11 protein-coding genes are annotated in these 12,792 nt (G+C 62.8%); 10 read left to right on the top strand and 1 reads right to left on the bottom strand.

Going from position 1 to position 12,792, the window contains the following annotated elements:
• The first annotated feature begins 168 nt into the window (after positions 1–168).
• Positions 169–957 carry a sulfite exporter TauE/SafE family protein gene (locus tag AAFX91_RS19330; RefSeq protein ID WP_282526972.1) on the top strand — a complete coding sequence of 263 codons (789 nt, stop codon included), beginning with the start codon at positions 169–171 and terminating at the stop codon, positions 955–957.
• Positions 958–963: 6 nt separating this feature from the next.
• On the opposite strand, the gene AAFX91_RS19325 is transcribed toward AAFX91_RS19330, so the two are convergent.
• The gene (locus tag AAFX91_RS19325) at positions 964–2,502 is read right to left on the bottom strand and encodes a PLP-dependent aminotransferase family protein (RefSeq protein ID WP_282526971.1); all 1,539 of its coding nucleotides are present in this window, start codon (positions 2,500–2,502) and stop codon (positions 964–966) included.
• A gap of 189 nt (positions 2,503–2,691) precedes the next feature.
• Between AAFX91_RS19325 and AAFX91_RS19320 the strand changes: the two genes are divergently transcribed.
• The 9 genes from AAFX91_RS19320 to AAFX91_RS19280 all read left to right on the top strand — a co-directional run bounded on the left by AAFX91_RS19320 (position 2,692) and on the right by AAFX91_RS19280 (position 12,768).
• Entirely contained in the window at positions 2,692–4,341 is a 1,650-nt protein-coding gene (locus AAFX91_RS19320) for an amidohydrolase (RefSeq protein WP_394567470.1), read from the top strand.
• Complete coding sequence (locus tag AAFX91_RS19315; RefSeq protein ID WP_394567469.1) at positions 4,338–5,288, top strand: CobW family GTP-binding protein; 951 nt, start codon at positions 4,338–4,340, stop codon at positions 5,286–5,288. Before AAFX91_RS19320 ends, AAFX91_RS19315 begins: the two co-directional genes overlap by 4 nt.
• Before the next feature lie 79 nt (positions 5,289–5,367).
• Positions 5,368–6,963 carry an ABC transporter substrate-binding protein gene (locus AAFX91_RS19310; protein ID WP_394567468.1) on the top strand — a complete coding sequence of 532 codons (1,596 nt, stop codon included), beginning with the start codon at positions 5,368–5,370 and terminating at the stop codon, positions 6,961–6,963.
• 38 nt (positions 6,964–7,001) lie between these two features.
• Positions 7,002–7,982 (top strand): ABC transporter permease, encoded by a 981-nt coding sequence (locus AAFX91_RS19305; protein ID WP_130580199.1) that lies wholly within the window; start codon positions 7,002–7,004, stop codon positions 7,980–7,982.
• Positions 7,979–8,884, top strand: a complete 906-nt coding sequence (locus AAFX91_RS19300; protein WP_394567467.1) for an ABC transporter permease — start codon at positions 7,979–7,981, stop codon at positions 8,882–8,884. Before AAFX91_RS19305 ends, AAFX91_RS19300 begins: the two co-directional genes overlap by 4 nt.
• The gene (locus AAFX91_RS19295; protein ID WP_130580197.1) at positions 8,884–9,882 is read left to right on the top strand and encodes an ABC transporter ATP-binding protein; all 999 of its coding nucleotides are present in this window, start codon (positions 8,884–8,886) and stop codon (positions 9,880–9,882) included. The genes AAFX91_RS19300 and AAFX91_RS19295 overlap by 1 nt, the downstream gene beginning before the upstream one ends.
• Positions 9,879–10,913, top strand: a complete 1,035-nt coding sequence (locus AAFX91_RS19290; RefSeq protein ID WP_394567466.1) for an ABC transporter ATP-binding protein — start codon at positions 9,879–9,881, stop codon at positions 10,911–10,913. Before AAFX91_RS19295 ends, AAFX91_RS19290 begins: the two co-directional genes overlap by 4 nt.
• A 218-nt stretch (positions 10,914–11,131) precedes the next feature.
• On the top strand, positions 11,132–11,881 hold the full coding sequence (locus AAFX91_RS19285) for a hypothetical protein (RefSeq protein ID WP_394567465.1): 750 nt from the start codon (positions 11,132–11,134) through the stop codon (positions 11,879–11,881).
• Positions 11,882–12,111: 230 nt separating this feature from the next.
• Positions 12,112–12,768 carry a DoxX family protein gene (locus AAFX91_RS19280; RefSeq protein ID WP_394567464.1) on the top strand — a complete coding sequence of 219 codons (657 nt, stop codon included), beginning with the start codon at positions 12,112–12,114 and terminating at the stop codon, positions 12,766–12,768.
• The last annotated feature ends 24 nt before the right edge of the window (positions 12,769–12,792 follow it).

Below are 12,792 nucleotides of genomic sequence, written 5' to 3'. Positions count from 1 at the left end.
AGGCTTCCTCCTAAAAGAAAGCCTTGAATCACGTTCAATCTGATTTGAGAATCCCAAGAGTCCACACGGCCTAGCGCCGCATTCAAGCAATTTCGCCGACGAATCGTCTCGATGCCGGGACGCTTCAATTGAGAAGCGCTCACCATCGATGCGCGGTGACGGATAGGCATGTTTGATCTCACTGCGCGCCTGAGCGAGCTGGCCGCGTCGGCTTCGCTGACGCCGGCTGTCCTCATGGCGACCGCGTTTTCCGTCCTGGCCGCGGCTTTGTTGCGCGGATTTACCGGCTTCGGTTTCGCTTTGGCTGCGGTCCCCCTGCTCGGCATGTTCATGCCGCCATCGCAATCCGTTCCGATCGCGATCTGCCTGCAATTCATGGGCAGTGCGCTGGACTTTCCGCGCGCCCGTCAGGATGGCCATTGGCCGTCGCTGCGCTGGCTGATCGTCGGAGCCGCTGCCGGATCGCCTGTGGGCGCGTTGGCGCTGAGCATCGTGCCTGCATCGGTGGCGCGCATCCTTATTGCCGCCATCACCATTGCGGCTGTGATCGCGCTCAACGGCGGCGCCCGCGTAGCACAGACGCCGTCAAAGGCGATGACGATGCTGGTCGGCCTGATCTGCGGGCTTTTCAATGGACTGGCGGCGATGCCAGGCCCGCCTGTCGTCATGTACTATATGTCGGGGCCGTTCGGCCGCGTGGCAGCGCGGGCCTCGCTCATGGTGTTTTTCCTGGCCACCTCGATCGCTGCGCTGATCAGCACCACCCTGGTCGGCTTGCTCGACCAGCGAGCCCTGTTTCTTTCACTGTTGGCGCTGCCGATCATGCTTGCGGGCACCTGGATCGGCGAGCAGGCGTTCCGCCGCGGCGGCGATGCGCTGCACCGCCAGGTCTCAATCGCAAGCCTCGGGCTTATCGCCATCGGCAGCGCGATCAAGGGCGTCAGCGAATTGATGTGACGAGGTTCAGCGGCCCGCAACCACCGATCCGAGGCGCTCCATGCCGGGCTCGATCCGGTCGGTGCGGATCGATGAGAAACCGAGCCGGAAACAATGGAGGGTTGCGGCTTCGTGCATCGAAAAGACATCGCCCGGCTCGATCACGACTCCCCTGGCGCGGGCTGCTTCGGCAAGCTGCGTGGTGTCGGTGCCTTCCGGACAGGAAATCCAATAGTTCGTGCTGCCGGCGGCACGGGTCCAACTGCAGTTCGGGAGGAACTGCGGCAGCAGCCGGTCGAGCAGTTTCGCACGCTCCAGCAGCACGCGGGCGACCTGTTGCAGGTGTGAACGGTAGTGGCCAAGACCGATGAACAGCGCCGCGACGCGCTGGTTGTTCAGAGGCGGATGGCGAAGCATGAGACGCCGCAGCGCCCGCAGCTCACGAATGACGGGCGCGGGCGCCACGACGTAGCCGAGCCGCAGGCCGGGCGCCAGGGCTTTCGACAGGCTGCCGACATAGAGCACCCTCTGGTCGACGTCGAGACTCATCAGCGGCGGCAGGCTGTTGCCCTCGGGGATCAATTCACTCTCGTAATCGTCCTCGATCAGCAGGATGTCCCGCGCCTTAGCGATCCTGAGCAGTTCGCGGCGCCGCTCGAGCGACATGGAAACGGCGGTCGGACATTGATGGCTGGCGGTGACATAGGCGAGCCTGCACTGCTCGAATGCCTCGTCGGGAACCAGTCCCTGCTCGTCAGTGCGCAGCGGCACCACATTTGACGTGAGCATGCCGAAAATATTGCGGGCGTCCGGATAGCCGGGATCCTCCATCCCGACAGGCGTATCGGCGGCCACGAACAGCTTCGCGATGAGATAGAGCGCGTGCTGGGCTCCGATCGTCATCATGATCTCGTCGGAACGGGCACGGATGCCCCGGCGCGGAAGCACCTGGCGTTGCAACTGCTCGATCAGGGCAGGATCATCGCCATCGATCATGTCCCTTGCCCAGTTGTTGATTTCGGGAACGCTCAAGGCAGCCCGCGCGCTTTCACGCCAGTCGTTGGTCGGAAACAAGCTCGGATCGAACTGGCCGAAGATGAAGGGATAGGGATAACTCTGCCAGTCAAGCGGCTTGACGATGTTGCGAAACTGCGAGGGACGCAACGCAAAGCGCTCGGTCCAGCGGCTCTCATCGCTGCCCGCCGCGGCGAGCCCATTGCTTGGCACAGGCCCAATCTGCTTCGGCAGGCCGGCGACGAAATAGCCGCTGCGTTCCCGCGACACCAGGAAGTTCTGGTCCACGAGCTGCTCATAGGCGATGACGATCGTGTTCCGCGATACCTTGAGCAGCGCGGCAAGATCACGGCTCGATGGCATGCGAACCCCAAGCGGCAGGCGACCGTCCTCGATCGCCGTCACGATCATTCGCCGTATCTGGAGCTGCAGGAACGCGCCGGACCGATCCAGGCCCTGAAACAGCGAATTCCAGAACAGAACATCGCTAGGCGGAAGGACGCTTACCTGTCCAGTCGACTCACGCCGACGCAATGGCACCAATTTACCCATTGAAATCCCGTGCGGAAAAACCTCCGCAGTTGACCCGCAGTTGCAACAAAAAGGGAAGCAAAATCCGCGCCGTCGCGGGACGTGACGGGGCGGCTGCATGCCCCTGGCCCCATTTGTGCATGGCATCTGGCGCTTATCTGAACCCGCCCCGCGCATCAGGCTCGCAGCATCGAGCTTGGGAGTGCACGAGTGAGCCAGGACACCGTCGTCTTCGCGGCGCGCAAGATCGTGACCATGAATCCATCACGGCCGTTCGCGACCCATGTCGCAGTGCGCGATGGGCGCATCGTGGCGGTCGGCGATGAGGTCGAGATCGCGCAGTTTGCCAAAGGCGGAGCGTTCGACGACCGCTTTGCGGACAAGGTCCTGCTTCCCGGCTTCGTGGAAGGCCATAGCCACATCATGGAAGGGATGATGTGGTCGCTGCCCTATGTCGGCGCCGGCGATCGCCGCTCGCCGGAAGGGAAACTGGTTGCGGGCGTCGGCTCGATCGATGCCATTGTCGCACGGCTGAAGGAAGCGGAAGTCGCCATCGGCGATGCCACCACGCCGCTGTTCGCCTGGGGATTTGACCCGCTGCACATCGGCGGCCGCATGCTGACGCGGCAGGATCTCGACCGGGTCTCGACGACGCGGCCCGTCATGGTGATCCATGCCAGCTTCCACATCAGCAATGTCAACACCATCATTCTGGAGCAGACCGAACTGCTCCGCGCGACCGACATTTCCGGCGTCGTTGCCGGCGCCGATGGCCTGGCGAGCGGCGAACTGCAGGGCATTGCCGCGCGTTTTCGCGTGTTCCGCGCATTGGGCGGCAATCCGTTGTCCGGAAATCTGACGCTTGCCGACGTCATGCGCTATGCCAATTCGGCCTGTGTGCAGGGCGTGACCACGATCACCGACTTGCACAACGACCTGGTCGACCAGACCGTCGATCTCTATCGGACCGCGACGACGCAACCCGATTTCGGCGTCAGGCTGGTGCCGGCGCTTGCCTCGGTCTCACATTCGCCCGAACAGGCCATCGCCAAGATCGCGGCTTTGCGCGAAAGCAACAATAACAAGCTCCACTATGGCATCGTCAAGCTCGTGGTCGACGGCTCGATCCAGGGCTTCACTGCGCGATTGCGCTGGCCGGGCTATCACAACGGCGCGCCGAACGGGCTTTGGTACATCGCACCGGAGCAACTGCCGCGGCTCGTCGAGACCTATCACAAGGCAGGCATTCAGCTTCACATCCATACCAATGGCGATGAAGCGACCGAGCTGGCGCTGGACGCGATCGAGGCCGCCCAGACCGCGATGCCGCGCCCCGATCACCGCCACACCCTGCAGCACTGCCAGATGGCGGACGCCGCGCAGTTCCGCCGCATGAAGGCGCTCGGCGTCTGCGCCAACCTGTTCGCCAACCACATCTATTACTGGGGCGATTCACACTACGAGTTGACGATGGGTCCCGAGCGCGCCGCGCGGCTGGACGCGACGGGAACGGCGCAACGGATCGGCGTGCCCTTCGCGATCCATTCCGACGCCCCGGTGACGCCGCTCGCGCCGTTGTTCACGGCCTGGTGCGCCGTCAACCGCGTGTCGTCCTCGGGGCGCAAGCTTGGCTCCGAGATCGAGGCACTTACCATCGAGCAGGCGCTTGCGGCGGTCACGATCGGGCCGGCCCACACGCTGAAGCTCGACGGCATGATCGGCAGCATCGAGTGCGGCAAATATGCTGACTTCGCCGTGCTGGAAGACGACCCGCTTGCGGTCGCGCCGGAGAAGCTGAAGGACGTCGCGGTCTGGGGAACGGTCGTGGGCGGCAAGGTGAGAAAGGCCCCGCGCGCATGAGGCGAGCGGCGCCCATTCCTGTCACCGTGATCGGCGGATTCCTCGGCGCCGGCAAGACCACCTTCCTCAATCGGCTGCTCGCGACCGCAACCGCACGCTATGCCGTGCTGGTCAACGACTTCGGCGAGATCAATGTGGACGCCGCGCTGATCGAACGCCACGACGGCACCACCTTGTCGCTGTCCAATGGCTGCGTCTGCTGCAGCATCGGCTCAGGATTCCTCGAAACGCTCGGACGGCTTCTGGATGGCGGCGAGCGGTTCGAGCGCATCATCATCGAGGCGAGCGGCGTCGGCGATCCCTGGCGGATTGCAGAAATCGCATTGGTCGAGCCCGACTTGCGGCTCGACGGCGTCATCGTTCTCGCCGACGCGACGCGGATCACGGAGCTGATCCATGATCGACGCGTCGGAGACACGGTCCGCGGTCAATTCGCCAAGTGCGATGTGGTTTTGCTCAGCAAGAGTGACCTCGCAGACGAAGCTGCGCTGCAGGCGGCCCGAAGCGCAATCCAGACCGTCCGGCCGGATGTGCCCATCGACGTCCTCTCGCGCGACACAAGGCCTGACCTGTTGCTGATCGCCAGAAGCCGAAGATCGCGTTTCCGCGCCGAGGGCGTGGAGGAAGACGCGCTCGATCACGAAAAGAACTTCAAGCGCTGGACCTACCGGCGGGACGGCGCGTTCGACCGGAGCCGGCTGGCCACAGCAATCGAAGCGCTGCCGCCGCAGCTATTGCGCCTCAAAGGCGCGTGCCGCGTCTCGGGCGAGGTCGCGCCGCTGGTATTTCAGATGGTCTCGAGCGACTGGTCATTGTTACCCGCAACCGGCGAAGATCTCGACCCGGCACCGATCGCGCTTGTCGGAATAGGAACGTCCGACCTGCCCTCCGACGCCGATCTCGAGGCCATTCTCGATGGTGCGCTCGCGCGCTCGTTCGTCTCATGAGCAGCGAGGAAAGCATGTTTCTCATGGCACCGCAGAGGTGCCAGCTCTCGAATAGTCAACCATGAAAGCGGATTTAGCCATGTCGATCAGAAGATATCTTTTGCTTGGAGCGATAGGACTATTTGCGATCTGCACCACCTCTCACCGCTCGATCGCGCAGACGGCCAGCAGCAACGCGGCGGTGATCGCGACCACGCAAGTTCCCCGGCACTTCAACGGCGCGGTGCAATCCGGCCTCGCCACGGCCATGCCGAGCTCGCAGATCTTCGCTAGCCCGTTGCGTTACGACGACAACTGGAATCCGCAGCCTTATCTCGCCCAATCCTGGGACGTCGCGCCGGACGGCCTGTCGGTGACGCTGCACCTGGTCAAGAACGCGGTGTTCCATGACGGTCAGCCGGTGACGTCCGAGGACGTCGCATTCTCGATCATGGCGATCAAGGCCAACCACCCGTTCCAGACGATGCTGGCGGCGGTTGAAAAGGTCGATACGCCGGATCCATCCACGGCGGTGATCCGTTTGTCGCACCCAAGTCCGTCGCTGCTGCTCGCGATGTCGCCGGCCTTGATGCCGATCCTTCCGAAGCACGTCTATGGCGACGGTCAGGACTTGAAGACCCACCCCGCCAACCTCAAGCCGATCGGCTCCGGACCGTTCAAGCTGACGGAATACAAGCAGGGCGAGTACTACACGCTGGAGAAGTTCGACAAGTTCTTCATGCCGGGTCGGCCCAAGCTGGACAAGATCGTGGTCCGCATTGTCTCTGACCCCAACGCCGCACTGGTGTCGATGGAACGGGGCGACGTCAACATTCTGCCATTCGTCGCCGGCGTCCGCGACATCGACCGTCTGCAAAAAGCCTCCAACATCGTCGTGACCGACAAGGGCTTTGCCGGAGTCGGACCGCTCAACTGGCTGGCCTTCAACACCAAGAAGAAGCCGCTCGACGACGTGCGCGTCCGCCAAGCGATCGCCTATGCGGCAAACCGCGATTTCATCGTCGGCAAGCTGATGAGCGGCAAAGCCGCCCCCGCAACCGGACCGATCGCACCGGGATCTCCGCTCGAAGAGAAGGCCGTCGACAGTTACAAGGTCGATTACGCCAAGGCCGCCGAGCTGCTCGACGCGGCCGGATATCCGAAGGGCGCCGACGGCTCGCGCTTCGGGCTCACGATCGACTATATTCCGGGCGCGGACGAGCAGCAGCGCAATGTCGCCGAATATCTTCGTTCGCAGCTGAAGCGTGTCGGCATCAACCTGGAGGTCAGGGCGGCGCCGGATTTCCCGACCTGGGCCCAGCGCGTGTCGAACTACGACTTCGACCTGACCATGGACACCGTGTTCAACTGGGGCGACCCCGTGATCGGCGTCAACAGGACCTATCTGAGCTCGAACATCCGCAAGGGCATCATCTGGTCCAACACGCAGCAATACAGCAACCCGAAGGTCGATGAATTGCTGCAGGCGGCCGCCGTGGAAACCTCTCCGGAAAAGCGGAAAGCGCTCTACTCGGAATTCCAGAAGATCGTGGTGAAGGACGTACCGATCTACTTCATCAACGCCACGCCCTATTACAATGCGTTCAGCAGGGGCCTGGGCGGGCTGCCGACCTCGATCTGGGGGATGATGTCTCCGCTGGACGAGGTGCATTGGGAAACGCCGCCCAAGACCTGAAACCTGTGACCTAAGATCCTTGCGATAAGACCGAGCTCATGGCCTTCGTCACCCATTTCCTCCGGCAGATCGTGAACGCCCTGGCGCTGCTGCTTGCGGTGCTGGTGCTCAACTTCTGCCTGATCCATCTGGCCCCGGGTGACCCGGTGCAGGTCATCGCGGGAGAGATGGGTGGCGCATCGGCCGAAGTCGTGGCCGCGCTGCGCGCCAAATACGGCCTCGACCATAGCCTGCCGGAGCAGCTCGCCACCTATCTCGGCAAGGTGGCGACCGGCGATTTCGGCTACTCCTACTACTTCAACCAGCCGGTGCTGGAGCTGATCGCGCAACGGCTGCCGGCGACGCTCTATCTCGCGCTCTGCGCGCTGGTCCTGGCGGTCCTCATCGGCACCCTGCTCGGCGTGATCAGCGCTCGCCGCCCGAACGGCATCGTCAGTCATGCCGTCACGCTGTTCTCGCTGGCCGGCTATGCCGCGCCGATCTTCTGGACCGGCTTGATGCTGCTACTGCTGTTCGGATCGATCTGGCCGGTGCTTCCCGTCGCGGGCATGAACGACGTCGTGCATCCCCGGCAGGGACTTGCTCATGCCATCGACGTCATGCGCCATCTGGTATTGCCGTCGCTGACGCTTGCGCTGGTGTTCATTGCGCAGTACAGCCGGCTCGCGCGGGTCAACATGATCGACGCTCTGTCCGCGGACTATGTCCGCACCGCACGCGCCAAGGGCCTGCCCGAATGGATTGTGGTCGGAAAGCATGCGTTGCGGAACACGCTCATTCCAATCGTGACCGTCGTCGGACACCAGTTCGGCAATCTATTCGCGGGCGCAGTCCTGGTGGAGACTGTGTTCAGCTGGCCGGGCATGGGGCGCCTGGTGTTCGATTCCATCCTGCGGCGCGACTATCCAACACTGATGGCGGTGCTTTTCTTCTCGGCGGTGATGGTAATGGTCGCCAACATTATCACCGACCTCGTCTACCGCCTCATCGATCCGCGCATCCGAACGGGACAATCATGACGACGCTTGAGACGTCGACGCCTCTCACTGTCGAATCCTCCGGCCAGCCGGCACGACGTGCGGCATCGCCCGGACGCGTGGCGTTCCGGCAGTTCCTGCGCAGCCCCTCGGGCGTGTGCGGCGCGTGCCTGCTCATCGTGATCATTCTGGGGACCGCGATCGGCCCGGTGGTCTATCCGGTTGACCCGCTCGATCTCGTCGGCGGTCCTTTCACGCCGCCGTCCGCCGACGCATGGCTCGGCACCGACTATCTCGGTCGGGACGTGCTGGCCGGCTTAATCTACGGCGGACGCGCAAGCCTTGCCGTCGGCGCGGTGGCCGCGTTGATCACGATCGCAATTGGTCTGACGGTGGGCGCATTGGCAGGCTTTTTCGGCGGCGCGATCGATACCGCGCTGGTGAAGATCACCGAGTTCTTCCAGATCCTGCCGCCACTCTTGTTTGCGATGGTGCTCGTCACTCTGTTCGGCCAGAAGCTCACGACCATTACGCTCGCCATCGGCGCGGTCAGTTGGACCTCGGCGGCTCGCCTGACCCGCGCCGAGTTTATGCGGTTGCGCAACCTGGATTTCGTCAAGGCCTCGCGCGCGGCCGGCGCGGGCGATGCATATCTGATGCTGCGTGTGCTGCTGCCGAATGCCCTGCCTCCCGTCATCGTCTCGGCGACCCTCGCCATCGGCGTCGCCATCCTGTTCGAGGGAGGCCTGAGCTTTCTGGGCCTTGGCGATCCCAACACCATGCGCTGGGGGTTGATGCTCGGCCAGAACCGCAACTATGTGCTCGACGCCTGGTGGGCGGTGATCTTTCCCGGCACCGCGATTTTCCTAGCGGTGCTGTCGATCAGCCTGGTCGGCGACGGCGTGAACGACGCCATCAACCCACGCCTGCGCCGGAGGATGTGATGAGCGCGCTGCTGAAGGTGGAAAATCTCAGCGTCGGCATGCGCGGCAGCACGGGTGAAGTGGTGCCGGTGCTCGAAAACCTCTCGTTCTCGGTCGAGGCCGGGCGGACAATGGCGCTCGTTGGCGAATCCGGCTGCGGCAAGAGCATGACCGCACTGGCCATCATGCGGCTGCTGCCGGAGGATTTCGTTGTCACCGGCGGCCGGATTTTGCTGGAGGACGAGGACATCCTGTCGGCATCGCCCAAGCGGATGCGCAGCCTGCGCGGCAACGGCATCTCGATGATTTTCCAGGAGCCGATGACCGCGCTCAATCCGCTGTTCACGGTCGGCGATCAGATCGCCGAAGTATTGCGCTGGCACTGCCGAGCAGGCTCGGCCGAAGCCGAAGAACAGGTAATCGCCCTGCTCCGCGCCGTGCAGATTCCTGCTCCCGAGCAGCGGGTGAAGGCCTACCCGCACCAGCTCTCAGGCGGCATGCGCCAGCGCGTGATGATCGCGATGGCGCTCGCCGGCCGGCCGAAGCTGCTGATCGCCGATGAGCCCACCACGGCCCTGGACGTGACGGTGCAGGCGCAAATCTTCAACTTGCTCGCCGATCTGCAGCAGGAAACCAAGACGGCGATTGTCCTCATCACCCACGATCTCGGTGCGGTTGCAGAACTCGCCGACAAGGTCTCGGTGCTCTATGCCGGGCGCTGCATCGAATCCGGCGACGCCGACAGTGTGGTACGCCATCCATGCCATCCCTACACCAGGGGTCTATTAGGCTGCGTGCCGCACCTCAAACTGGGATGGCGATCGCCGCAGGCATGGTCGGACCTCGCCGAAATTCCAGGGATGGTGCCGCCGCTGGGCGCGCGCGGGCCGGACTGCGCCTTCTTGGCAAGATGCCGGGACGCGAGCGAGCTTTGCAGGTCGCGTCTCCAGCCCGCACTGGAGCCGATCGCAGACGACCATGCGGTTTCCTGCTGGCGAAAATCGGAGCTGGCCGCATGACTGCGCTCCAGGCCGCCGCGCCACCCGCTTCGTCGGAGTTTGTCCTCAATGTGAACGATCTCGTCGTTCACTTCGAGGCCGGCAGGAAGCGGCCCCTGCAAGCCCCCTCCTTCGTGCATGCCGTCGACGGCGTCAGCTTCCGCGTCAGGCGCGGCACCAGCTTCGGCATTGTCGGCGAGAGCGGCTCCGGAAAGTCCACGACGGCGCAAGCGATCATGAGGCTCGTTCCCGCGACCTCCGGCCAGATCGTATTCGGTGACCGAAATATCCTGGACTTGACGGGCAACGGCCTGCGCAAGGTGCGCAAGCATTTGCAGATCGTGTTCCAGGATCCGTTCTCCGCGCTCAATCCGAGACGACGCGCCGGCGATCAAATCCGCGAGCCGCTCGATCTGTTGGGCATCGGCACCGCCGGCGAACGCGACGACCGGGTGCGCCGGCTGCTTGGCGAGGTCGGACTTCCGTCGGACGCCGCCAATCTCTTCCCCCACCAATTCTCCGGCGGCCAGCGCCAGCGGCTTTGCATTGCCCGGGCGCTGGCACCAGAACCTGACCTGATCGTCTGCGATGAAGCCGTCTCCGCCCTCGACGTCGCCATCCAGGCCCAGATTCTAAACTTGCTGAAGCGACTGCAGCGCGAGCGACAGCTGACCTATATCTTCATTTCGCACGATCTCGGCGTGATCCAGCAATTCTGCGATGAGATCGCGGTGATGTATCTCGGCAAGATCGTCGAACAAGCGCCTGCCGCAACCATCTTTGCCGAGCCGCGTCACCCCTACACATGGTCGCTCATTGCCGCCGCCGCCCCGCCCGGCCCGACCCGGGACACGCTGAAGCAGCACTACCTGGTCAAGGGAGATCCGCCGAGCCCGGTCGACCCGCCGCCAGGCTGCCGGTTTGCGCAGCGCTGTCCATCGGCCATCGACCAATGCCGCAAGAGCTTGCCGCTGCCTGAATCAATCGGAACAAATCACTACATCGCCTGTCATCGCGCGACAGAGCTCGTGCCACCGAGTTTTGAGGATTAACCTCGCAGGCGTCACCTTCCCGGCTTCGAGCCGCCATTAAGGAAGGCCTTGGCAGCTTCGCCAAGCAGTGCTCGAAGTCGTGCGAGAATCGAAAGGCTGCAATTGCGGCCGCCGCTGGCAGAGCTACGACATCTAACAGTACATAACCCACAATTTCCGGTATTCTGGGCGGCCTCAGCTCGTTCAACGCGACTGCACCCAAACCTAAGGAGCTCAACATGAGCAGTACTCAGGCCCGCAGAGAAATGAGCCGACTCGATGTGATCCGCCTTTTTGCCTTCAGCATCCTGTTGATCCTCCCTGCGACTTCCCGGGCGCAACAGCTCCCACCGATTGCCGAACAAATGGCAAAGACCTACGGCGTTGATTCGTTTGGGCAAATCGAGGCAATCCGCTACACTTGGAACGCCGAATTGCCCGGTGTCAAACTGACTCGCAGATGGGAGTGGAGCCCGAAGACCGACACGGTCTCCTACGAGGGGAAAGACAAGGAAGGCAACCCGGTCAAGGTTACCTATCAGCGCTCGCAACTCAGCGGCCAAAGCGACGCCGTAAAGAACGAAATCGATCCGGCATTCATGAATGATCAATATTGGTTGATCCTCCCTTTCCACGTCGTATGGGACGGCCCCACCGTGACCGATGAGGGCACGCAGAAACTGCCGCTGGGTGACGCTTCCGCTGAACGGCTCGTGGTGAAATATCCTTCGGAGGGTGGCTACGACCGCGGCGACACCTGGGATCTGTACGTTGGCCCGGACAAGCAGATAAAGGAGATCGCCTACCACCGCGGCGGAAACAAGCCGCCCAAACTGGTGATCGCGACGTGGGCGGGCTACAAGAAGGCTGGCCCACTCCTGATCTCAACAGATCACCGCGGGACGTCCGACGGAAAGCCATTGCAGCTTTCGTTTTCGGATGTGTCGGTTAAGCTGACGGGATCAGAAAACTGGATCAGCGCGCAATGAACATCGGAGAGGTTCGTTCGAGCCACTGATTGTGTGTTTCACAGATCAGTCGTCCCGGTTCTCGATCCGGTCGTTCGCAACAGCGGGTTGGCGCGCTGTCGAAGCGTTCAATGCAGCGTAATGATTGCATGTTCTGCTGCGTAGTAGCCCAGGTAGGCGCGCCTCTCGATCGTTCGCGCGGTGGTGCGCCTTACGCAGAGTAGCTATCCAAATCTCTGGAGCACCCGCTTATGTCCAACAATCCCTTCACCAATGCGTGGCAATTCCTGACCGCGAATACGGGTGATTATCTCCGTCTGGGAAACTGGCGCTACTTAGTCCTGGCGCTGTTCTGGGTCCTGCTGCTCGCCGGCATTGCAGTGGCCTTCCAGAATTGGCGAGAGGATTCGGAGCAACGCACCGGCCGACACTTGGGAATCTGGCTGGTCCGAGTCCTGATCGGCTGCATGTGGTTCCAGGGGATGTTGTGGAAACTGCCGCTGCCCGTGTCCGACGGCCTGCAATACTGGACCGAACAGGAAACGACCCACGCGGCCTTCGAGTTTCACCGCACGTTCATGAAGGATGTCGTGTTGCCCAACATGACGATCTTCGGACCAATTGTCTTTCTTGCCGAGCTGGTGTTCGCCGCATCGATGATGCTTGGGCTTGCCGTGCGGTTGGTTGGCGTGCTGGCCATCGCCTATGTGCTGCAACTGTGGCTCGGTCTCTATGGCAATCCGGCCGAGTGGCCGTGGACGTACATGTTCCTGGCCTTGCTGATGTTCCTGTTTGTGCTCGAGGGCGCCGGCCGCAGTCTCGGCTTCGATGCGTGGCTGCGCCGCAACGTGCCCGCCGTGCGCGACAGGAAGGGACTTCTCGGCTGGTTCTTCAACATCGCGAGCTAGCCTTCACCGTTTTGTGTGAGAGAC

Origin of the sequence: Bradyrhizobium sp. 31Argb (genome assembly GCF_043638955.1) — a bacterium.
Lineage (GTDB): Bacteria > Pseudomonadota > Alphaproteobacteria > Rhizobiales > Xanthobacteraceae > Bradyrhizobium.
Note: the sequence above shows the minus strand (reverse complement) of the source record. Positions and strands in the feature narration are given on the sequence as shown.

Coding starts and splice junctions, on each gene's coding strand:
- AAFX91_RS19330 (WP_282526972.1), top strand. CDS start 169: ATGTTTGATCTCACTGCGCGCCTGAGCGAGCTGGCCGCGTCGGCTTCG.
- AAFX91_RS19325 (WP_282526971.1), bottom strand. CDS start 2,502: ATGGGTAAATTGGTGCCATTGCGTCGGCGTGAGTCGACTGGACAGGTA.
- AAFX91_RS19315 (WP_394567469.1), top strand. CDS start 4,338: ATGAGGCGAGCGGCGCCCATTCCTGTCACCGTGATCGGCGGATTCCTC.
- AAFX91_RS19310 (WP_394567468.1), top strand. CDS start 5,368: ATGTCGATCAGAAGATATCTTTTGCTTGGAGCGATAGGACTATTTGCG.
- AAFX91_RS19305 (WP_130580199.1), top strand. CDS start 7,002: ATGGCCTTCGTCACCCATTTCCTCCGGCAGATCGTGAACGCCCTGGCG.
- AAFX91_RS19300 (WP_394567467.1), top strand. CDS start 7,979: ATGACGACGCTTGAGACGTCGACGCCTCTCACTGTCGAATCCTCCGGC.
- AAFX91_RS19295 (WP_130580197.1), top strand. CDS start 8,884: ATGAGCGCGCTGCTGAAGGTGGAAAATCTCAGCGTCGGCATGCGCGGC.
- AAFX91_RS19290 (WP_394567466.1), top strand. CDS start 9,879: ATGACTGCGCTCCAGGCCGCCGCGCCACCCGCTTCGTCGGAGTTTGTC.
- AAFX91_RS19285 (WP_394567465.1), top strand. CDS start 11,132: ATGAGCAGTACTCAGGCCCGCAGAGAAATGAGCCGACTCGATGTGATC.
- AAFX91_RS19280 (WP_394567464.1), top strand. CDS start 12,112: ATGTCCAACAATCCCTTCACCAATGCGTGGCAATTCCTGACCGCGAAT.